Annotated in this window: 18 protein-coding genes and 2 tRNA genes; 10 read left to right on the forward strand and 10 right to left on the reverse strand. The window is 64.9% G+C overall.

Annotation, left to right across the window (positions count from 1 at the left end):
- The first annotated feature begins 92 nt into the window (after positions 1-92).
- The gene (locus QWL29_RS22185) at positions 93-455 is read left to right on the forward strand and encodes a DUF3140 domain-containing protein (protein ID WP_305825029.1); all 363 of its coding nucleotides are present in this window, start codon (positions 93-95) and stop codon (positions 453-455) included.
- Positions 456-489: 34 nt separating this feature from the next.
- On the opposite strand, the gene QWL29_RS22190 is transcribed toward QWL29_RS22185, so the two are convergent.
- The 4 genes from QWL29_RS22190 to QWL29_RS22205 all read right to left on the reverse strand — a co-directional run bounded on the left by QWL29_RS22190 (position 490) and on the right by QWL29_RS22205 (position 3,801).
- Positions 490-1,371: a hypothetical protein gene (locus QWL29_RS22190; RefSeq protein ID WP_305825030.1), complete on the reverse strand. Its 882-nt coding sequence runs from the start codon at positions 1,369-1,371 to the stop codon at positions 490-492.
- A 50-nt stretch (positions 1,372-1,421) separates the two neighbouring features.
- A complete protein-coding gene (locus QWL29_RS22195; protein WP_305825031.1) occupies positions 1,422-2,009 on the reverse strand; it encodes a TerD family protein in 588 nt (195 codons plus the stop codon).
- Positions 2,010-2,060: 51 nt separating this feature from the next.
- On the reverse strand, positions 2,061-3,191 hold the full coding sequence (locus QWL29_RS22200) for a toxic anion resistance protein (protein ID WP_305825032.1): 1,131 nt from the start codon (positions 3,189-3,191) through the stop codon (positions 2,061-2,063).
- Positions 3,192-3,267: 76 nt separating this feature from the next.
- The gene (locus tag QWL29_RS22205) at positions 3,268-3,801 is read right to left on the reverse strand and encodes a DUF2058 domain-containing protein (protein WP_305825033.1); all 534 of its coding nucleotides are present in this window, start codon (positions 3,799-3,801) and stop codon (positions 3,268-3,270) included.
- A 268-nt stretch (positions 3,802-4,069) separates the two neighbouring features.
- Here QWL29_RS22205 and QWL29_RS22210 point away from each other — a divergent pair, with 268 nt between their 5' ends.
- The 3 genes from QWL29_RS22210 (at position 4,070) to QWL29_RS22220 (ending at position 11,016) form a co-directional block, all read left to right on the forward strand.
- Positions 4,070-6,379: a putative bifunctional diguanylate cyclase/phosphodiesterase gene (locus tag QWL29_RS22210; protein WP_305825034.1), complete on the forward strand. Its 2,310-nt coding sequence runs from the start codon at positions 4,070-4,072 to the stop codon at positions 6,377-6,379.
- A 173-nt stretch (positions 6,380-6,552) separates the two neighbouring features.
- Positions 6,553-7,422, forward strand: a complete 870-nt coding sequence (locus QWL29_RS22215; protein WP_305825035.1) for an ABC transporter ATP-binding protein — start codon at positions 6,553-6,555, stop codon at positions 7,420-7,422.
- Positions 7,423-7,431: 9 nt separating this feature from the next.
- Complete coding sequence (locus QWL29_RS22220) at positions 7,432-11,016, forward strand: ABC transporter permease/M1 family aminopeptidase (RefSeq protein ID WP_305825036.1); 3,585 nt, start codon at positions 7,432-7,434, stop codon at positions 11,014-11,016.
- Here the strand turns inward: QWL29_RS22220 and QWL29_RS22225 are convergent.
- Positions 11,013-11,726 carry a LytR/AlgR family response regulator transcription factor gene (locus QWL29_RS22225; RefSeq protein WP_305825037.1) on the reverse strand — a complete coding sequence of 238 codons (714 nt, stop codon included), beginning with the start codon at positions 11,724-11,726 and terminating at the stop codon, positions 11,013-11,015. The two genes, QWL29_RS22220 and QWL29_RS22225, sit on opposite strands and share 4 nt — an antisense overlap.
- Positions 11,723-12,799, reverse strand: coding sequence for a sensor histidine kinase (locus QWL29_RS22230; protein WP_305825038.1), 1,077 nt, complete (start codon positions 12,797-12,799; stop codon positions 11,723-11,725). Before QWL29_RS22230 ends, QWL29_RS22225 begins: the two co-directional genes overlap by 4 nt.
- A 159-nt stretch (positions 12,800-12,958) precedes the next feature.
- Between QWL29_RS22230 and uvsE the strand changes: the two genes are divergently transcribed.
- A complete protein-coding gene (gene uvsE, locus QWL29_RS22235) occupies positions 12,959-13,858 on the forward strand; it encodes a UV DNA damage repair endonuclease UvsE (protein ID WP_305825039.1) in 900 nt (299 codons plus the stop codon).
- A gap of 55 nt (positions 13,859-13,913) precedes the next feature.
- On the opposite strand, the gene QWL29_RS22240 is transcribed toward uvsE, so the two are convergent.
- Positions 13,914-14,777, reverse strand: a complete 864-nt coding sequence (locus tag QWL29_RS22240; RefSeq protein ID WP_305825040.1) for a class I SAM-dependent methyltransferase — start codon at positions 14,775-14,777, stop codon at positions 13,914-13,916.
- Positions 14,778-14,807: 30 nt separating this feature from the next.
- On the opposite strand from QWL29_RS22240, the gene QWL29_RS22245 reads away from it, so the two are divergent.
- The 5 genes from QWL29_RS22245 (at position 14,808) to QWL29_RS22265 (ending at position 17,966) form a co-directional block, all read left to right on the forward strand.
- Positions 14,808-15,878 (forward strand): AraC family transcriptional regulator, encoded by a 1,071-nt coding sequence (locus QWL29_RS22245; protein ID WP_305825041.1) that lies wholly within the window; start codon positions 14,808-14,810, stop codon positions 15,876-15,878.
- A gap of 58 nt (positions 15,879-15,936) precedes the next feature.
- Positions 15,937-16,012, forward strand: a tRNA-Phe gene (locus tag QWL29_RS22250).
- Positions 16,013-16,391: 379 nt separating this feature from the next.
- A complete protein-coding gene (locus tag QWL29_RS22255) occupies positions 16,392-17,279 on the forward strand; it encodes an alpha/beta fold hydrolase (RefSeq protein ID WP_305825042.1) in 888 nt (295 codons plus the stop codon).
- 91 nt (positions 17,280-17,370) lie between these two features.
- Positions 17,371-17,886, forward strand: coding sequence for a peptide-methionine (S)-S-oxide reductase MsrA (gene msrA, locus QWL29_RS22260; RefSeq protein WP_305825043.1), 516 nt, complete (start codon positions 17,371-17,373; stop codon positions 17,884-17,886).
- A 5-nt stretch (positions 17,887-17,891) separates the two neighbouring features.
- Positions 17,892-17,966: transfer RNA gene (locus QWL29_RS22265), tRNA-Phe, on the forward strand.
- A 152-nt stretch (positions 17,967-18,118) separates the two neighbouring features.
- Here the strand turns inward: QWL29_RS22265 and QWL29_RS22270 are convergent.
- Genes QWL29_RS22270 through QWL29_RS22280 form a run of 3 tightly spaced genes read right to left on the reverse strand, consistent with a single transcriptional unit; the run spans position 18,119 to position 21,259 of the window.
- A complete protein-coding gene (locus tag QWL29_RS22270) occupies positions 18,119-18,748 on the reverse strand; it encodes a PIN domain-containing protein (RefSeq protein WP_305825044.1) in 630 nt (209 codons plus the stop codon).
- A complete protein-coding gene (locus QWL29_RS22275; protein ID WP_305825045.1) occupies positions 18,723-19,892 on the reverse strand; it encodes a helix-turn-helix domain-containing protein in 1,170 nt (389 codons plus the stop codon). Before QWL29_RS22275 ends, QWL29_RS22270 begins: the two co-directional genes overlap by 26 nt.
- Entirely contained in the window at positions 19,889-21,259 is a 1,371-nt protein-coding gene (locus QWL29_RS22280; protein WP_305825046.1) for an adenine nucleotide alpha hydrolase family protein, read from the reverse strand. The genes QWL29_RS22275 and QWL29_RS22280 overlap by 4 nt, the downstream gene beginning before the upstream one ends.
- Between the last annotated feature and the right edge of the window lie 422 nt (positions 21,260-21,681).

Consider the following 21,681-nt stretch of genomic DNA (forward strand, 5'->3'; position numbering starts at 1 on the left):
TCCGGTGATTTCTGGTGCGCCGTAAAAAACAGCGTTCGTGATACTTTAAAACGCAAATACGGTCTATCGGACGAATGTTTATTGGAGCAAGCATGTCAAAACAAGCAGGCACCGGTGATGAGGATGCAGCCCAGCGCGAGACGGTCGCGGAGTTCAAGCAGGCGGTGAACATGACGCCAGCCCAACTGGAGAAGTGGCTTGATACTGAGGACTCCAAGCGTGTCGGCCAGAAGCACGGCAATGGCGAATCGACCGGACACCAGTCCGGACGCCGCATCGTCGAACTGTTGCACCGGCACGCCCAGGACTTGAGTGCAGAGGACATCGCGCACATGCGCAAGGTGATCGGGTACATCCACCGGCACCTGGCACAGGGGCCTACCAAAAGCGATCCGGCATCGAGCGATTGGCGCTATTCGCTGATGAACTGGGGCCACGATCCCGAGAAAAAGTAAGCCTGCTATCGAGGCCTTGCGCTGCTCTTCGCACTCAAGCGCCGCCTTGCGCCTGCGCCATCTCCAGCGCCGGCAAGGTCACCGTCAGGAACGATGACACCTGCGCGATCAGGTCGGCGGCCTGCTGGCGCACCTGCCCCATCTGCAAGATCGACAGCTCGGCCTGGCGCACCGCCTGCCCTATCAATGTGCGGCGCTGCGTGAGCGTATCGAGCAAGGCGGCATCCGGCGAATTGGCGGCAAGCGCCGCCACCACGGCCAGCACTGCCCCATGCAAGCCCAGGTTCTGCGCCGACGCTTCCAGATTGCGCATGGCGACCTCGCTGTCGGCCATCAGTTGCAGCAACTGGGCACGCGACGAGGTCAGCGTTTGCTTGTAGTGGGCCGGCGGCAGCGGGCGGCGGAACAGCTTGCCGAACATGCCGGTCGGCTCCCGCGTGCTTTCCAGCGCGGCATCGAGCAGCGCGGGCACGCCCATCCGGGTGAATTTCAGGACCAGCTCGGTGATGGGCTGGAGCAGCGCGGCCTGCTCCAGCAGGGGTTCTTCCGCCCAGTCCGTGACCAGCGCCAGCTTGACCGGCAGGATGCGCCGGAACAGGATGGCGAAGCGCCCTTCCGCGTGCGCGAACAGGGTTGGATAGTCGGCGCGGGCGGTGGCCAGGGCGTCGCGCACTGCCGGGTGATCTTCGCTGTCGAACAGCGCCGCGGGTACAACTTTCGCGGTCATGCCTGAACTTGCCGGCGCCACAGGAACGTCATCAAAGGACAATGCCCTGGGCGGACCACTGGCGGGCGGCGCGGCTTCCTGGGCTTCGCCAAAGTCCAAGGCGCGCGGCGCCACCGGCGGGATGGCAGCCTCGACAGCAGGCTGGGCATCGGCGCCGAAATCGAAGGCCTTGGGCTTCTGGTCGGTCATCGGTCTTCAGCGTATGCCATGCGCGCTTCGAACGAGCCGGCAGCGCATCCTCAGACGGTACCGCCCAGTTTGCGGATAAAAGTCGCCAGGTTCAGCTTGAAGCCGGCGCCGACGGCGTGGAAGCGCCATTCGCCATCGCGGCGGTACAGCGAGCCGAACTGCAGCGCGGTCTTGTCCGAGTAGTCTTCGCTCAGGTCGTACTGCGCGATCGCCTCGCCCGTCTCGTCGTTGTACACCTTCACGTAGGCGCCGGAGACGCGGCCGAAGTTCTGCTTGCGCACCTCGGCGTCGTGGATGGTGACCACGATCGGCATCTCCATTACCGCCGGGTCGACCCGGGCCAGGTCGACGGTGATGACTTCGTCGTCGCCGTCCTTGTCGCCGGTGCGGTTGTCGCCCGAGTGCACTACCGCGCCATCCGGCGAGGTCGTGTGGTTGTAGTAGACGAAGTGGGCGTTGCTGATCATGACCGGGTTGTCGTCGGCGTCCTTGCGGCACAGGAATACCGACGAATCGAGGTCGAAGGCCTGGCCGTCGGCCGCATTGACTTTCCAGCCCAGGCCGATGCGCACGCGCTTCAGGCCCGGTGCGGTTTTTTCGAGGTTGATGCGATGGCCGGTTTCGAGCATCGTCGACATGGATTCTTCCTTTTTATCGTGAAATGGGTGGTGTTGCCAAGGAGCCGGGGATCAGCCCACGGCCGGCGAGAAGCGGGCGATCAGATCGCGTTCCAGCTCCTGCAGTTTCGGCAGCTCGTCCTTGCGGCGCTGCTGGCCCTCGTTCGAAATCTGTTCGAGCTTGTCGAAGGCGGTGATTAGCTGGGCCTGCACGTGCTGGGCGGTTTCCAGGCTGACCAGCGAACGCTGCTTGGCGCGCGCCACGGTCTCGGTATTTTCCAGAAGCATGTCGGCCTGGGCGCGGAAGGCGGCGTCGGTGGCGTCATACGCCGCATTCGCCACGGCCGCGCTCTGCTTGGCTTCCAGCTGCAGCAGATACAGCGAGAACACGTTGCGCCAGGCCGGGATCGAAACGTTGACGATGTCGGTAAAGGTGTCGGTCAGCGCGCGCGCATTGTCCTGCGACAGGCGGATCTGCGGCACCATCTGCGTGGCCATCAGCATGGCGCGGCGCAGGTCGTCGATGCGCTTTTCCAGGCGCTCCAGACGGCGCTTGAGTTCGGTGGCCTGCTGGGCCTCGAAGGCGTTCACGGGCGCGGCCTGCTGCGCCACCGCCAGGCGCAGGCGCTCGGCCCAGGCTTCGCCCTTCTTCACGTCGGCGTCCAGGCCCTGGTAATAGGTTTCCAGGCCCTTGTACATCTCGTCGAAATCCTGGATGCGCTTGCGGTGCAGGTTGGCATGGCGGCTCATCTCCCCAACCAGGGTGTCCATGCGCGATTCGACCATCTGGTACTGCGACAGCATCTTTTCCTTGACCGAGCCGAACATGCCCGTCACGCGCGACAGCAGGCCGCCCGAGCGCAGCTTGGCCGGGTCCAGGCCCTTCGAGGTGGCGATCAGCTCGTTCAGCTGGGTGCCGAACACGTCCGCATCCGAGGCACGCACCGTGCCGAGCAGCTTGGCCGATACCTTGGCCACGCCGGCGCCGGTGGAACCGCCCAGGGCCTCGATGGCCTTGTCGTCGATGCCGGAGATGTCGACCCGGACCTGCGGCGCCGGCGCCGGGGCCGTCTCGGGGCGCAAGGCCGGCAGCGCATCCATGCCGACCGGCGCCGACAGCGGCGGCAGCAAGGGCGCCGGCGCAGGTGCTGGCGCGGCGGAGGCGGCGTTCGCTTCGTCGTCGGAGGAGAACAGCGGTTTCATAACATTCCTTCAGGTTGAAATGACAAGAATAGCTTACCACTGGACAACCCCGACAGGCGAGTTCCCGCCAGGGTGCTTACCACATCAGATCGTCGGGAATCTGGTAAGCCGCGTACGGGTCGTCCGGATCGACCTCGGCCGCCCGCTTCACCTGCACCACCAGCGCTGCGTCGCGCTGGGCGATCTTCTCGCCGATGATGCGCGGCACCAGCTCGGTGGCGTCGCCGATGCGCACGATCACGAGCCGCCCCGCCATCAGGTGCTCCTGCACCTTGTTCGACACGTGGATGCGTTCGATCTTGCTGTTGTGCGTGAAGTTATAGGCGATGTCGCCATTGCCCTTGGACTGGCGGTTCTTCTGCACCAGGTCGAGGATCTGCGCCATGATTGCCTTTTGCTGGGCGGCCGCGTCGCGCTGGGCATTCAGCTCGCGCGCGCGCTCGGCGTTCTTGCGCTGCAGCTCGGCCGCGGCCAGCTTGGCTTCGTCCACGCTTTGCGTGCCGTGCCGGCGGTCGATCTTTTGCTGCTTGCTCTTGTCCTGTTGGACCTGCTTGGCCTTGCCCTTGTTGACCAGGCCGGCCTTTAAAAATTGTTCCTGCAACGATGCCATCTGTGGCGCTCCATCAATAAACGTCCGGCCGTCCGGCACGGATCATCCATAAGCATAGCAAATTGCCAGCCTCTTGCCGCCCCTCCTTCCATAGCACCGGCATGCTCTGTTAAACGCGCCCGGGCAGCCGGACACAGAGCGCATCATCGGCGCAACACCTGGCGCCGCCACGGGTGACAAGCGGTAAAAAACTGCGCTACCATGTTGCGTTGCAGCAAAGTAAAGTGCTTTAAATCAACTCGCACTTGCTTGCATATGAAAGCAACAAGTGACGCCCATCACCGACATTGCGCACTGGCGCACCCACATCTTTTCCCGTCTGCTCACGATCGTCCTCGTGCTCGGCATTGTCACGGCCGTACCCAGCATCGTGGTGGCCGCGCGCGAAGGCCTGTGGCCGGTGATCGCAGTCGATTTGCTGGCCATCGCCTGGCTGGCCTGCATCTGGCGCCTGCGCCGCCTGCCCTACCACACGCGGGTCTGGCACTTCATCGCCATCGTGTTTTTCGTCGCCACCGGCATGATGGTCAACATCGGCCAGGTAGCCCAGCTCTACCTGGTCGCGCCGCCCGTCTTCGCCGCCGTGCTGCTGGGCATGCGGCCGGCACTGGCCGCCCTCGGCCTGAGCGCCGCCATCATCCTGGGGCTGGGCCTGGCGGGCATCGTGCAGGCCGACGTTGCCGGCCTGCCGCCGCACGAGGCCACCTCCTCGCTGCTGGTGGCGCTGAACTTCATGTTCGTCGGCTCGCTGATCACGGTGTCCTGCGGCAGCCTGCTGCAAAAGCTGGAAGCCTCGCTGGGCGACCTGCGCCTGTTCGCCGACACGCTGGAAGAAGGCCAGAACGCCGTGCAGCAGCTGAACGCGGAGCTGCGCCTGGCCGCGGCCGCCGTGTCGCAACTGAACGACAAGGTCATCATCATCCGCGCCGCCGCCGCGGGCCAGCCGCAGCCGATCATCTTCGCCAACGATGCCTTCCTGCGCGCCGCCGGCTATGCGCGCCACGAACTGCTGGGACGCAGCATGACGCTGCTGATCGGCCCTCGCACCGACCGCGATGAAGCGGCGCGCATCGCTGCCGCCATGGCGCGCGGCCGCGGCGTGTCGGCCGAACTGATGGTCCATGCCAAGGACGGCACGCCTTACTGGCTCGAGCTCGAAGTCAATCCTTTCCTCGACGAGCAAGGGGCGCACACGCACTGGGTGGTGGTCGGGCGCGACATCGGCGAGCGCAAAAAGGCCGCCGGCGCCATCCACCGCCTGGCCTTCTACGACGTGCTGACCGGCCTGCCGAACCGGCGCCTGCTGGGCGAGCGCCTGGAAGCCGAGCTGGCGCAGGCGCATGCGGGCGATGCTATCGATGCGGGCGGCGCCCTGCTCTTCATCGACCTCGACAACTTCAAGTATGTGAACGACGCGCGCGGCCATGCCACCGGCGACGCCCTGCTGCGCCAGACGGCGGCGCGCCTGTCCGCCCTGGTCGGCGAGGCCGGCATGGTGGCGCGCATCGGCGGCGACGAATTCGTGGTCCTGCTCACCGGGCTGGGCCGGGGCGAAGCCGCGGTGTCCAGCGCCGCGCTGGCGCGCGCCCAGGAAATCCGCGCGGCGCTGGCCGAAGACATCGAGATCGACGGCCACCGCTACAACTCCTCGGCCAGCATCGGCGTGGCGCCGCTGCCGCGCCCGGGCCAGAGCGCCGACGATTTACTCCGCGAAGCCGACACCGCCATGTACCGCGCCAAGGCCGGCGGGCGCAACGGCGTGGCGCTGTTCGAGGCCACCATGCGCGCCGAGGTCGAGGGGCGCCTGACGCTGGAGCGCGAGCTCGGCCTGGCGCTGGCGCGCGAGGAACTGGCGATGCACCTGCAATTGCAGTTCGATGCCGCCGGCAGCCCGGTCGGCGCCGAACTCCTGATGCGCTGGCGGCGCCAGGACGGCAGCAATGTCGCACCCGACGTCTTCATCCCGGTGGCGGAAGCGACCGGCCTGATCGTGCCGCTGGGCGCATGGGCGCTGCGCCAGGCCTGCCTGGCCTGGCGCCGGCTCGATGCGGCCGGCCACGCGCTGCCGCTGTCGGTGAACGTCAGTCCCTCGCAGTTCCGCCAGCACGACTTCGTCGATGCGGTGCGGCGCCTGCTGCAGGAGACCGGCGTGCCGGCCAGCCAGCTGATCTTCGAGCTCACCGAGGGGCTGGTGGTGGACCAGCGCGACGGCATCATCGCGCGCATGGGCGAACTGGCCGCGCTCGGCATCCGCTTCTCGATCGACGACTTCGGCACCGGCTACTCGAACCTGGCCTACCTGAGGCGCATGCCGCTCTACGAGCTGAAAATCGACAAGAGCTTTATCCGCGACACACCGCACGACGCCGACGGCACCGCCATCGTGCGCACCATCCTGGGCATGGCCGCCCACCTGCGCCTGCGCGTGGTGGCCGAAGGCGTGGAGACGCCGGAGCAGGCGCAGTTCCTGGCCGAGCACGGCGCGCCGCACATGCAGGGTTACCTGTTTGCGCGGCCCATGCCGCTGGGCGAGGTGCTGGCGCGGCTGGCGGACGAGGACAGGCGCCACGCTGCCTGAAGGCGCCCTGCCGTTCATACGCCTTGCCGTTCGTCGGCCGTTCTTCCTTCGCCGTTCGTCACTATCCACGACCGTTCATCACGGCGCCCGCGCGCCCATCCATCGGCACTCGATCCGGTTTTTGACCACGGCTATCGTGCAGCTTCCACCACGAACGCCGAGGAAGCCGCACCATGCTGTCCATCCAACACCTGAGCAAGACCTACGCCAACGGCGTGCGCGCCAGCGACGACATCAGCCTGTCCATCCCCGCCGGCCTGTTCGGCCTGCTCGGCCCGAACGGCGCCGGCAAGTCGACCCTGATGCGCACCCTTGCCACCCTGCAGGCGCCCGACAGCGGCAGCATCCATTTCGATGGCGTCGACGTGCTGCGCGAACCGCAGGTACTGCGCCGCCAGCTCGGCTACCTGCCCCAGGACTTCGGGGTCTACCCGAAGACCAGCGCGCTCGAACTGCTCAATCACTTCGCCATCCTGAAAGGCATCATCGCGCGCGGCGAGCGCAAGGAAGCGGTAGAGGCGCTGCTGCACCAGACCAACCTGTGGGAGGCACGCAAGCGCGCCGTGGCTGGCTATTCGGGCGGCATGCGCCAGCGCTTCGGCATTGCCCAGGCCCTGCTCGGATCGCCGCGCCTGGTGATGGTCGACGAACCGACCGCCGGCCTCGACCCGGACGAACGCAACCGCTTCCTGAACCTGCTGGCACGCATCGGCGAGAACGTGGTCGTGATCCTCTCGACCCACATCGTGCAGGACGTGACCGACCTGTGCCAGCGCATGGCAATGATCGCCAAGGGGCGGGTGCTGGTGCAGGGCGAGCCGCGCGCCGCCATCGCCAGCCTCGGTGACCGCGTCTGGAGCCGCAGCGTGAGCGAGGCCGCGCTGCCCGACTACCAACGCCAGTTCCAGGTGCTGTCTACGCGGCTGGTCGGCGGCCAGCCGCAGATCAAGGTGTACGCCGTTAGCCAGCCCGAAGCCGGCTTCGAGCGCATCGCGCCCGACCTCGAGGACCTGTACTTCCTGCAACTGCGCAGCGCCGCCTGAGGAGCCGCCATGTTCACCGAATTTTTCCGCTTCGACCTGCGCTACCAGTTGCGCCAGCCGCTGCTCTGGATCGTCGCATCGGTCCTGGCCTTGCTCGCCTTCCTTTCGGCCGGCACCGACATCCGCCTGGGCGGCGCCATCGGCAACACCTTCATGAACGCCCCGGTCGTGGTCGCCAACCAGCTCGGCATCCTGAGCATGGCGGCGCTGTTCCTGGTCACCGCCCTGGTCGCCGGCGCAGTCCTGCGCGACAACGACAGCGGCATCGCCGACCTGCTGTACGCCACGCCGATGCGCAAGCGCGACTACCTGGGCGGCCGCTTCCTGGCCGGCTTCGCCGCCTGCGTGCTGGTCTTCGTGCTGGCCACGCTCGCGATGGCGGCCGGCGCGGCCATGCCCTGGGTCGATCCGGCGCGCGTGGGCCCGTTCTCGGCCGCCACCTATGCCTGGAGCCTGCTGGTGCTGGTGCTGCCCAACCTGCTGTTCGTGGCCGCCTTCCTGATGCTGCTGGCGGCCACCACGCGCTCGCTGGTCGCCGTCTACGTGGGCGTGCTGGCCTTTGTCACGCTGTGGGCAGGCGCCGGCCTGGCCGGCGGCAGCGACGCCAGCCTGGCGCTGCTGCTCGACCCCTTTGCGCTGCGCGCCCTGGCCCAGGCCACGCGCTACTACACGGGCGCCGAACGCAATACCCAGCTGCCGGCGCTGACCGGCATGCTGCTGGCGAACCGCGTGCTGTGGAGCGTGCTGGCGCTGGCCATGCTGGGCGCCACCGTGGCCATGTTCAAGCCGCAGCGCGCGGGCAGCGGCAATGCGCGTTTCAAGATATGGGCAAGGTCCGGGATGCGGGCCGGGGCGGACACCCCGTCCGCAACGCCGGCGCCAGCGTTCACGCTCTCGGCGGCCCCGCGTCGCAGCCCGGTGCACACCGGCCTGGCCGCCGACCTGACGCGCTGCTGGAGCCTGCTGTGCGTGGATGCGCGCGCGGTGCTGCGCAGCGTGCCCTTCCTGATCATGCTGTTGCTGGGCATGGCCAACTTCGTGATCAACGTGTTCGCCGGCGGCGTGCGCTTCGACAGCCGTCCCTACCCGCTCACTTACCTGATGCTCGAGGAACTGGCCGGCGGCCTGAACGTGGTGCTGCCGCTCGTGCTGCTGTTCTTCAGCGGCGAACTGGTGCACCGCGCACGCCAGCACCGCATGGATGGCCTGGTCGAGGCGCTGCCGCTACCAGGCTGGGCGCCGCTGCTGGCGCGCACCGGCGCCCTGTTCGCGGTGGTGGCGGCCTTCCTGCTGGCCGGCGTGCCGGTGGCGATCGCGCTCCAGCTGGCCAAGGGCGGCGTCGCGATCGAGCCCCTGCTCTACCTGCAGGGCACTCTGGTCGGCGCCGTACCCTACCTGCTGATCGCAATGGGACTGCTGGCCGTGCACACGGCGGTCCGCAACAAGTACCTGGGCCACGCGTTCGGCCTGGCGCTGATCTGTTCCGGCCCGCTGCTGTGGGTGCTGGGCGTGGAGGACCGCCTGCTGCGCTTCGCGACTCTGCCGACCCTGCAATACTCCGACATCAACGGCTATGGCCACTACCTGGCCGGCTGGCGCTGGTTCGCCGTCTACTGGGGCGCGTTCGCCGCTGCCCTGCTGGTGCTGGCGCAGATGCTGCGCACGCGCCGCCCGGTGCCTGCTTCGGTCCCCGCGCCGCGCCGCCTGCCGCTGGCCTTGGGCACCGCGCTGGCCGCCTGGCTGGCGAGCGGCGCCTGGATCGTCTACAACACCCATGTGCTGAACCGTTTCGAACCGCGCGCCGCGCAGCTGGACTTGCGAGCGGACTACGAAAAGCGCTACGGCCCCTTGCGCAACGAGGCGCGCCCGCGCATTGCCGGCATCGCGGCCGACGTCGACATCTATCCGGAGGAGCGCGCGCTCGACATCCGCGGCCGCTACACGCTGACCAACAGCGGCACGGCGCCGATCGCCACCCTGCGCATGCACAACGATCCGCAGGCCGACACCCGCATCACCCGGTTGCCGGCGCACCGCGTGCTGCGCGACGACGCCCGCCTCGGCGTGCGCGAGATCGCCTTGGCGCAGCCGCTGGCGCCGGGAGCCAGCGTCGACTTCGGCTTCACGGTGCGGGTGCGCCATCCAGGCTTTACCAACGACGGCGCACCACTGGCCGTGAACGGCAACGGCACCCTGTTCTCGATCGAGGATGTGTTCCCGCGCTTCGGCTACAACGCCTCGCTGGAAATCGCGGACGGCGCCGAGCGCCGCAAGCGCGGCCTGGGCGACCGGCAGCGCATGGCCGCCGCCGGCGACCAGGCAGCCCAGCGCCAGAATTACCTTGCCATGTACGGCTTCGACGGCGGCCTGGCCAGCTTCGAGACCACGGTATCGACCGCCGCCGGCCAGGTGGCGATGGCGCCGGGCGACCTGGTCGGCAGCTGGGAGCGCGGCGGTCGCCGCTACTTCCACTACCGCCTGGCGCAACCGGCCCTGCCCTTCTTCGCCTGGCAGTCGGCGCGCTGGGACGTGCGCCAGGTGGACTGGCATGGCGTGGCGGTGAAGGTCTACCACGACCCGAAACACGCCTGGAACGTGGGCAGCATGCTGGCCGGCGCCACCGCCGCGCTGGACTACCACGCGCGCCACTTCGGCCCCTATCCGCACAAGGAGCTGCGCATCCTGGAGACCCCGCTGTACCAGGGCCATGCGCGCAGCTACCCGATGACGATTCCGTTCTCGGAGTCGCTCGGCTTCATCAACGACCTGCGCGGCGGCGAAGGCGTGGACCACGTGTTCTACGTGACCGCCCACGAAGTGGCGCACCAGTGGTGGGGCGACCAGGTGATTGCCGCCAACGTGCGCGGCGCCGGCCTGGTCACCGAGACCCTGGCCGAGTACACCGCGCTGATGGCGCTGCGCGAACGGTATGGCGACGACAAGCTGGCGCGCATCCTGCGTTTCGACCTCGACGAATACCTGCGCGGGCGCGGCGCCGCCGCCGCCCCGGAAGTGCCGCTTGTCGACGTGGAAAACCAGGTCTGGCTGCAGTACCGCAAGGGCAGCCTGGCGCTGGCGCGCCTCGCGCACGAGATCGGCGAAGCGCAGGTGAACGCCGCCCTGCGCAGCCTGCTGGCCGATACGCGCTACCGTACCGACCCGTACGTGACCAGCGCCGAACTGCTGGCGCGGCTGCGCGCCGTGACGCCGCCGGCGCAGCAGGGCCTGCTGGCCGACCTGCTGGAAAAGGTGGTGGTCTACGACAACCGCATCCTCGACGCTGCCGCCAGCCGGCGCGCCGACGGCCGCTGGGACCTGAAGCTGACGCTGCAGTTGGTCAAGAGCGAACGCGATGCCAAGGGCCAGGAGGTGGCGCGCCGCGACGACGAGCCGGTGGAGATCATGGTGGAGGGCGAAGTGGAGAACAAGACGGACGGCGCGCCGCTGTACCGCGGCCGCCAGCGCATGGCCGGCGGACGGCCGGTGCTGGCCCTGGTGTTCGACCGGCGCCCGGCGTCGGTAACCCTCGATCCAGCGGGCCTGCTCATCGACCGCAACCCGCAGGACAACCGGCGCGCGGTGAGCGTGGATTAAAGCCCGGCGCTCTGGCGGAACAGGACGCTGCGGCGGCGTGACATCGGCACCGTGACGCCATCGCGCAGCGTCAGGCGCAAGCCGCCGGACGGCGCGGCATCGACCGCGCCGACGAAGCGCAGGTTGACGATGCGGCTGCGGCTCACGCGCAGGAAGCGCGCCGGATCCAGGCGCGCTTCGAGCTGCACCAGGGAGCGCAGCAGCAGCGGGCGCTGGCCGTCGAAGTAGACGCGCGTGTAGTTCCCTTCCGATTCGAACAGCATGATGTTGTCCAACTCGACGAACCAGCAACGCCCGCCATCCTGGATGAAAACCTTGCCGTCGACCGGCGCCCTGCCGGCCGCCGGCGCCGGCGTGGCCTGCGCCGCCGCGCGCTGCTTGCCGAGCGCCTGCGCCAATCGTTCCGGCTCGATCGGTTTCAGCAGGTAGTCGAGCGCGCTGACCTGGAAGGCGCGCACCGCGTGGCTGTCGTAGGCGGTGGTGAAGACGACCGCAGGCGGCTTGTCCAGCGCCGCCAGCAGGTCGAAGCCGGTCCCGTCGGGCATCTGGATGTCGAGCAGCACCAGGTCCGGTTCCATGCGCTCGACGGCGCGGATGCCGTCGGCGACGCAGGCGGCCTCGCCCACTACGCAAATATCCTCGTGCGCATCGAGCAGGCGGCGCAATTCGTTGCGCGCCAGGCGCTCGTCGTCGACGATCACAATGTTCATGGGGTCTCCAGGGGATGGTGTTCCAGCGGCAGGCGGACCAGCGCGTGCACCCAGCCGCCGGCCTCGCGCAGGCTAATGCCGGCCTGCGCGCCGCATTGCAGCAGCAGCCGGTCGCGCGCATTCGCCAGCCCGAGCCGGGTAGAATCGCTGTGCGCGGCGATGCGGCCTTCGTTGGCCACCGCGACTTCGAGCATGCCGTCCAGGCGGCGCGCGCGGATCGCGATCCGGCATGGTCCGCTGCTGCGCTCGACGCCATGGCGCACCGCGTTCTCGGCCAGGGTCTGCAGCACCATCGGCGGCAGGCGCACGGCGCCAAGGCCGGGCGCCACGTCGATGTCGAGCTGCAGGCGCTCGTCGAAGCGCAGCTTTTCCATGTCGAGGTAGGCGCGCACCGCCGCCAGTTCATCGCCGAGCGCCACCAGCGGCGCCTGGCCGGCCTGCAGGCTGTAGCGCATCATGCCGGCCAGCTGGCCGATCGCGCGCGCGGCGGCGTCGGCGTCTTCGTAGGTGAGTGCGCGGATGCTGTTCAGACTATTGAAGAAAAAGTGCGGGTTGACCTGGGCCTGCAGCGCGCGCAGCTCGGCGTCCTTGACGCTCACTTCCAGGCGCAGCTTTTCCAGCTCGAAGCGGCCGGCCCGGCGCCGCGCCAGCGCCATCGCGTAGCACAGGGTCCAGACCGCGAACACCACCGCCCAGATGAACACCAGCAGGCCGATATTAAATGCCAGCATGGCGGGTTCGTCGTCGAACAAGGCGCCGCCCCGGAACAGCTGGTCCGTCCACACCAGGCAGGCGGTCTGGGCCAGCGCCAGCAGCAGCACGCCGGCGGCCAGGCGCGCATACGGAAAGCCGCGCGGGCGCTCGAGCCAACCCTGGCGGCGCAGGCGCGCGCGCCACAGGTGCGACAGGCCGAGGCCAGTCGCCATCAGGAACAGCTTGGCCAGCGCAAACTGGAGGGCGGCATGCCAGCTGCCGAAAGAAGAGCTGATGATGCTGAAGCCGGTGAGCGCACCCCAGCCAGCCAACTGGCAGAACCAGTAATCACGAGCGGACTCCCCTCTTGTCGACGCCACCGCCATGCCCCTCCAGAAAAGATGAAAAATAGTAACATCCGATGGGACGAAGAGCCATCCCGACCTCCACTTGCATCGCGGCCGGGTTCGCCGGCAAGCGCGCTCTGGCTGCGCGGACGAACGCCTATACTGGGTTCAACGTCATCCTGCGAGAAACCTATGCCTCCTCACCTCGGACTGGTATGCATTACCGTATCGAAAGAGGTCCGCTACCGGACCGTCACCCGCAAGCGCTTGCTCGAACAATCGCTCGATGGGCAGCGCAAGATATTGGAAGATATTTTCCGCGATAACATCCAGACCTTCGACGGCGCCATGCGCTATTGCCAGCAAAACGGCATTTCCCTGTACCGCCTGCCGTCCTCGATCTTTCCGTTTTCCGACGAGCCGATCGGGCGCGATATCCTGGAAACCCTGGCCCCGATCCTGGCGCGCTCGGGCGAACGGGCCACAAGCGCCGGCATCCGCCTGGTGATGCACCCGGACCAGTTCGTGGTGCTGAGTTCGGATTCGCCAGCGGTGGTGGAAAACAGCGTCAAGATCCTGCAGATGCATGCCGACATCATGGACTTGCTGAAGCAGCCGCGCTCGCCTTGGGCGATCCTGGAAATCCACGGCGGCAAGTCCGACCGGGCCGACGCCCTGGTGGCCTCGATTGGCCGCCTGCCTGAAGCCATCCGCTCGCGCCTGGCGCTGGAAAACGACGAGTATTCGTACAGCGCCGAAGAAATCCATGCGATCTGCAAGCGCGCCGGCGTGCCGATGGTGTTCGACGCCCACCACCACATCGTGCACGAAAAGCTCGACAGCTACGAGCACCCGAGCGTGGCCGAGATGCTGGCCAAGGCGCGCGACACCTGGCCCGACCCGGCGCAGCAGCTGGTGCACATCTCGAACGGCCGCGAAGGCTTCAACGACCGCCAGCATGCCGACCTGATCGCCACCATGCCCTCGTCCTACGCCGGGGCGCCGTGGATCGAGATCGAGGCGAAGTCGAAGGAAGAAGCGATTGCGGGGCTGCGGCCCTGGCTCGGCACGCTTGCCACCCAGGCCGGCTGATCGGCATGAAGCGGACGGCGCCGCCGCCGCCCGCTTCCGGATGCCCCCTCCCCCCTTATTCGCTGCGCTTGACGATCACCGCTTCCAGGTACTCGGACGGCACCACCAGCGAGGCGCCGCCGGCGGTATTCGCGCCTTGCAGCATGCCGGTGATGTCGGCTTCCAGCGCCGCCTGGCCGGGGCCGTCGAGCGCGGCAAACGCTTTCTGCACCGGGCCGTAGTAATCCTTGAATACCTGCAGCCAGTGCCCGGTCGAGGCATAGCGGAACAGGAAGGTGCGGCGCGTGACGCGGATGCCGGCCGCCTGGGCGCCGAACAGTTCGTGCAGGTAATCCTCGTTGCCCCACATCGAGGGCGAGCGCAGCCCGGCCGGGGGCGGCACGTACTTGCCGATCGTCTTGAACAACTGGCCGACCAGGCCTCGAGGCGTCCAGCTCGCCAGGCCGATACGCCCGCCGGGACGCACCACGCGCAACAGCTCGCTTGAAGAGCGGACATGGTCGGGCGCGAACATCACGCCGAACGTGGATAGCGCCACGTCGAACGCGCTGTCTGCGAACGGCAGGTCCTCGGCATCGGCGACGCGGAAATCGATTTTCAGGCCTTCGGCCTCGGCCCGCGCCCGGCCCTTGTCCAGCAGCGCCGGCACATAGTCGGTCGAGGTTACGCGCGCGAAACGGTGGGCCGCGGCCAGGCTGGCATTGCCGTTGCCGGCGGCCACATCGAGCACGGTTTCGCCGGCCCGGATGTCGGCGGCTTCGGCCAGTGTCTCGCCGACGATTTGCAGGGTCACGCCGATGACGGCGAAGTCGCCGCTGGCCCAGGTGGCCTGCTGGCGGCGCTTGATGACGGCGAAGTCCGGCTGTGCGGCCCCACGGCCCTGGGTCAAGGTAGAAGTCGATTGCGTTGGCTTGTCCATGGTGGCATCCTCCCATCTCCTGGTTTGAAGATGACGAGTATCGCGCGCATGCGCAGCGGCGGCTTGCTCCAGCGTCGCTCCGGTTTGCCCGCGCATCCTGAAATGATGGGTGTCGACACCTTGTCCGATGTGCTGCGCTCGGTACGCCTGCGCGGCGCGGTTTTTTACCAGCTCAGTTTGCCGACAAACTGGGCGGTGGAAGCCCCGCCCCTGCGCGACCTGGCCGGCCTGCTCTTCCCCGACGCCGAGCACGTCATGGAATACCACGTGCTCACACGCGGCAGCGGCTGGGTCACGGTGGCCGGCCTGGCCCCGGTGCGCCTGCAACCGGGCGACACCATCATCCTGCCGCACGGCGACGGCCACGTGCTTTCCAGCGACCCGGCCCAGCAGCCCACGCGCATCGACCCGGCCTGGGTGGCCAAGACCCGCGACGCGCCCAAGCCGATCCCGATCGTGTTCCACTCGCAATACGAGATCACCTGGGGCGAGCCGGCCCAGGAAGCCGAGAACGGGGTCACCTGCGGCTTCCTCAGCTGCGACCGCCACCCCTTCAACCCGCTGCTCGGCGCCCTGCCGCGCCTGCTGCACCTGCCGGCCAGCGGCGCCAGCGCGCGCACCGACCTGGCCGCGCTGGCCGTGCGCGTGGAACAGAACCAGCCGGGCGCTGCGGCGCTGCTGGAACGCGCCAGCGAAACCATGTTCATCGACGCCCTGCGCCGCTATCTGGAACACCTGCCGCTGGGGAGCACCGGTTGGCTGGCGGGATTGCGCGACCCGCAGCTGGGCCGCGCACTGGCGCTGATCCACCGCGCCCCGGCGCGGCCCTGGACCATCGACGACCTGGCGCGCGCCGCCAGCCTGTCGCGCTCGGTCTTCTGCGCGCGCTTCCTGCGCCTGCTGGGCCTGCCGCCGATGCAATACCTGGCGCGCTGGCGCATGGAGGCGGCGGCCGGCCTGCTGCGCGACAGCCGGGCGCCGGTGGCGTCGGTGGCGCTGGAAGTCGGCTACGAGTCGGAGGCGGCGTTTGCGCGGGCGTTCAAGCGCGAAGTGGGAACATCGCCGGCGAAGTGGCGGCGCGAGCACGTAGCGTTGGGATGATGCCGTGCTTTAAGAAATTATGGACTTGCGGCTGGTTCATGCTAAAATTCGCCGCCTTGGCCTGGTAGCTCAGTTGGTAGAGCAGAGGATTGAAAATCCTTGTGTCGGTGGTTCGATTCCGCCCCGGGCCACCAAGAACATCGTTCACGCAACGCCCACTCATGCAAGTGGGCGTTGCTGTTTCTGGCTCCACAGTCCTTGCGTCCGGCCCATTTCCCGACTTTCATCCCTCGATCAGAGAGAACGCACACCGACCATGCAGCGAGGTGGCGTTATTGTTTNCATCGTTCACGCAACGCCCACTCATGCAAGTGGGCGTTGCTGTTTCTGGCTCCACAGTCCTTGCGTCCGGCCCATTTCCCGACTTTCATCCCTCGATCAGAGAGAACGCACACCGACCATGCAGCGAGGTGGCGTTATTGTTTCGCATAAACATCCCTAACGGGCGCAGCCATTGTGCCCGCTAGGGTAGGCTTCCAGAATACGCACGCCCGTGCGATGGGAGGCTCGATCATGCATTACATTCGTCAAGGCACCGGCAAACCTTTGCTATTGATTCATGGCCTTGGCGGTCATTGGCAAAGCTGGAATCCGATTCTGGCTGATCTCGCGACCAGGCGCGAAGTCATCGCCGTGGACCTGCCCGGCTTTGGCCAGACGCCCAAGCTGGCCGGTGAAACCTCGATCCGCACCCTGGCGGACGAGACCGCCGCCTTCCTCCATGCCCATGGCTTGAGCGGCATCGATGCAGTCGGCAGTTCGATGGGCGCACGACTCGTGCTGGAGCTGGCGCGACGCGGTGGGATCGTCGGCGGCGTAGTAGCGCTCAATCCAGGTGGGTTCTGGCAAGGATGGGAGCGTCACGCGTTCTTCAGCTCGATCTACCTGTCGATCCGGCTGCTACGGCTGCTGTGCCCGGTACTGCCAGCGGTGTGCGCCAACCCACTTGGCCGCGCCTTGTTGCTGGCGCAATTTTCTGCCCGGCCGACAAAGCTGTCGCCGGACACCGTGAGCGATGAATTGTGCAGCTATGTGGCCTCGCCGGCCTTCGATGAACTGCTGGCCCAGCTCGCCTATGGTGAGGGACAACAAGGGGCCCCGCGCAACAGCATCTCGCATCCACTCGTCATTGGCTGGGGGCGGCGCGACCGGGTCTGCTTTCCGCGTCAAGCCAGGCGCGCGCTGGCCTTGTTCCCGGATGCTCAACTGCACTGGTTCGACCGGTGCGGCCACTTTCCGCACTGGGATGCGCCGGCAGAGACTGTACGGCTGATTCTGAACGCACTTGCCGAGAACCGCGCCAATGCCGCAGCCGGGATGTCGCACGCGGGCCAGGAGGCCATCCGCAACGATCTTCGAGCCTGCAGCCTGTCGTTCAACGATGCTAATGTGACGATGTGACCTGCCGATGCGCGACAGGCGCGGCGACGAACGGACTCACGTGGAAAGATGTATTCTCTTGGTCCACCACCTGTTCAAGCAAAGGGAATGAATGACACCGCAAACTGAAACCGCCATTCTGGCCGGCGGCTGCTTCTGGGGCATGGAAGAATTGCTGCGCCGTATACCTGGCGTGCTGTCGACGCGCGTCGGCTACACTGGCGGAGACGTACCCAACGCCACCTACCGCAACCATGGCACGCACGCAGAAGCGCTCGAACTGGTGTTCGATCCAGGGCAGATCAGCTATCGCCAGATCCTCGAATTTTTCTTCCAGATTCACGATCCGACCACGGCGAACCGCCAGGGCAATGATCGGGGGATGAGCTATCGCTCCGGCATCTACTATCTCAGCGATGCACAACAGCGCATGGCCGAGCAGACCATCGCCGACGTTGACGCGTCCGGCCTCTGGCCCGGCAAGGCCGTCACCGAGGTTGTCGCGGCTGGACCTTTCTGGGAGGCCGAGCCAGAACACCAGGACTATCTGGAACGCAATCCAAACGGGTATACCTGCCATTTCATCCGGCCGGGCTGGAAGCTGCCCACCCGCCAGGAATCGGCGTAAGACGAGGCCTGGTCGCTCGTTGCCAGCGCAGAGGATTGAAAATCCTTGTGTCGGTGGTGTGATTCCGCCCCGGGCCACCAAGAACATCGTTCACGCAACGCCAACCCTCACCGGTTGGCGTTTTTGTTTGTGGAATTCTTAGTCCTTGTGTCCGGTCAATTTCTGGCCTGTAGTCCAAGCGGAGCTCGCAGAGATTTATACTCCCCACTGTGCAACGAAGCAGAGCTCCAGATTAGTTTGGACCAGCTGCTGGCCTGCGTCGAGCATACTTTCTTAGGCTAAGACAAGCATCAACTCTGGCTGGGCCAATGGTCCGCGCCACCCAATCGAACTGATACTCCCGGACTTGCATCCTTGATAGTCGAATTGCGTCAAAGGTCGCTTCTGCAAGTCGATCTACCCCCAATGATGAACGCACGGCCTCATGTGCGAGTATGTCAACGGTTGTCGCCAACTTCAGCGCCCCGAAGCGCTCAGCGGCGATTCTCGTTGCCTTCTTTTCATCGATCGCAGCGATGAAGCCATACCCGTGTGCTAGCGCGAGAGTGGCCGCCTCACCGTCACCCAACGTTTCCGCAGTATTACCGGATACCAAATCAAAGAAGTCTTCCAGGATTCTACCGTTGAGTTTTTCCATCCGAAGGATCTGTTCGCTTAACGCTATCCTGAGCAAGTCAAAGTGCGAATGCCCAGCCGCCGCCCCTTCTTCGATCTCGCGCACGACGTTATCAGTAACTACGATCGGCGCATTCAGGGATCGAAGAATTGCGCTCGAATGCCCCGTTGCTAGCAGATTGATGACCACGCTGGCATCGAGAACAAGAGTGGCGTTTTGGTCAGTGAGAGAGCTTAAAAAGGTCATTAACCTCATCCTCCTCAGCTTCTTCCAGAAGTTCGCGCACTTTTTCTCGATCGATTTTCAACATCTCGGACATTTGACCTTCACTGATCAGGTCCTTTTTCCAAGCCTCAATAGCAAGAAGGAAGAGCCGCGAAGACTGCGCAACCTCAGGCTGAAATGAATCCGATACTGCTGAGCCCAAGACTTGCTGAGCTTGCTCGTCAGTGATTCCGCCGTTGTCCATGAACCAGTCCCAAGTTCCTTTTTTGGTAAGCGCAAGCTCTTCAAGCCGCATCACCATAGCTTGACGAGATACTCCAAAAAAATTGGACAGCAAAATGATGTGCCGACGAGTGAGATGAGTGCTCCCCGTGGTCACTTCCTTGAATTTCTCCATCACTGCACGGGCTGGGGTTAGGAATGCCCCTCCAAACGCAATCGCATAGCGCTCTTCACGTGAATTCTCAAATTTTGCGTCCTGATATACCTCGGGCTGTCTTCGAGTCGCGATGAAATGGCCGAGCTCGTGGCCACCGGTTTGAGTCCGACGATCCTTCCGATGGCTCGAATTTATAAGGATGCAGGCTCCGACAGCGTCATCGTAGGCGAATAGCCCAGAGACTTTTGGTGCGAGTTTCCTACTATACACTCGCACGCCCAACTGAAGCTCAAGGAGGGAAAATAAGTTATGCACTGGTCCTTCCCCGAGGCCCAACCAGTTCCGCAAGTTTTGAGCATCATGCTCCGCCTGTTTACGTACATCTCCAGGGAGTATCGTTTTCTCTGCCGGATAGTTGAACGTTTTTTGGATACCGAGAATGTTCTCCAGCTCTACTTCTGCCCTAACAAGATCGTTCAGCATTCGAGCAGCTTGTTCGATACCGCTATCGGCGGTTTCCGGGAGTGACCGAAAACGAGGAACAAGATCGACGAAGACTGACTCGCGCCGCATGAGGGCGTTGGCAGACAAGCCATAAACCTGGCTAAGCGTTTGGATTTCCTCAAGCCTTGCGCTACGTTGTCCCTTCTCGATTGAAACAAGCGTGGTACGAGCAAGACCTGCTGCCTTGGCAGCAGCGTCCTGAGTCATGTTCGCCGTTTCCCTCGCCACCTTTAATCGATCGCCCAATTGACTGGGGCTTAACTCATAGTTTGCTTTGTTCATGATGAATCACCTATCCATTTCCGCACGAACGATCCTTGCCCAAGATCATCGGTAAATGCAGCCCATTCTGAGGCATGCTGTTGCAGGAACCGATCAATGCGCTGCTCAACAACTTGCGGCTGCAGCGCCAGACAGCGGGCCAGCTCAGTCGTATTGCGTCGTTTAAGCAGTTCGTATTCGATCGAATTCCTGACTAGGGCAAGATGTTCGAAATGAAGCACCCCTGCAATAGCATATTCCCGTAGGGCCGTCGTTAAATACGTAAAGTCGTTCGATGCCCCGGCCTCCCAAGTGGGCGTCCGAAGCGATTCCCACACATACGTTTCCTTTGTCTCATCAAGGCCGGCAGCATGGACGCTTAGGCGACGCAGTACGCAAGCAGCGCAAACTCCGCATTGTCGCTTTGTGCCCGACACCGCCGCCTGTCGAGCTTGCTGCCAACATGAGCGAGTTTTCGCCCAATTTTCGCCATCAGGGCAGTTAGCAACGAACTCACGCAGAGTCTCGGCTTTGGTCATCCATAGCCGAGGAAAACTGTAGTGAATATGATGTCCAAGCAGTGCGAAGACAAATCGCTCCATCAACACAGTGAAGACTGGGTGACTGCGGTAGTCCTCGTACCCCTGCCCGACAGGCAGGAGCGCCGGCGCCAGTGCCCCTTGCCCGCTTTCAGGGACTATTGCCGTCGGTGCATCGATCAAGTAGGCCGCGATCGCTGAAACCACACTAAACTTAAATCCCCGGCTTCGGGCGCTGCTTTCCGCATTCCTGCCGTTATCAAGCGAAACGGCGTAAGGTATTGCTGCAAAAGGAGCTTGACGACGCTCTTTCAGAGAAATGTCATGCTGCTTGGTGCCTACTCTCAGGCGGATGAGTCGCGACCCAAGCCGAATCCGTTCGAGTCCATCAACTGCACGCGAATCCATACCATCGCTAAACGCAATGACCGCTTCAGCATTTGAGGGAAACTCCATACGACTCTGCGCAGGCGGCTGCGCCGGTACCTTACGCGCGCGAAACTCGAAATGCCAGTCGTCACCGGTTAAAAGATTTAAGGCCTCGACCAACGCCCGCTTCACCGTCTTCCCCGCCCATAGGCAGGGGTCATGAACTGGAATAGACACGAAAAATCGCCTGCCCCAGTTCATCGCACTTCGCGCCAAACTGCGGTCACAGAATTCAACGGCGGCAGCCACAACAAGTATGTCGTACACAACTGGCTGCCACCTTAGCGTCGAGAAGGAGTCAAGTGCGGCGAGATCAAATTTGATGTTTTTGCCAAGCCTGCAGGGAGTTGCCCCTTTGCGTCTGCGCACCCCTTGTTCGACTACATCTACAGTTAATTCCCTGAGGGATAATCGACTCATAAAGGCACTCCTGCGTCCAGGCTGCTACTCTTATTCAAACGCCCTTGGCCTGCGTCTTGTCGGTTCATAAGTATTGAACCGAGACTACTTTCTGACAACCCGCCGATCGCGCTCTTCAATCTGGCGGTGACGCCATCCGCCCTGTTTTGATTAGTTTCGCGAAGTACGTGCTCGTGGATTTGCCGAGTATTCGCGAAACCCCGAGCTTTTGCAGCTAGTCCGATTGCAACATAGACCGCATCAGGTTCTAATCGCCCTTCGTTCACAAGCTGGATACTCCATTCGATCGCATTTCTCGCGAACACAGATCCTGCGGCTGCGCCCTTTAGATCCTGAAGTTGCTGGACGGCGATCTCCGGAATCCGCAATGAATTGTCTAGGTGTTTAGTATCGTGCGATCATATTCCTCGCCGTAGCTGGCC

Source organism: Massilia brevitalea, assembly GCF_030711405.1.
Taxonomy (GTDB): domain Bacteria; phylum Pseudomonadota; class Gammaproteobacteria; order Burkholderiales; family Burkholderiaceae_D; genus Telluria; species Telluria brevitalea.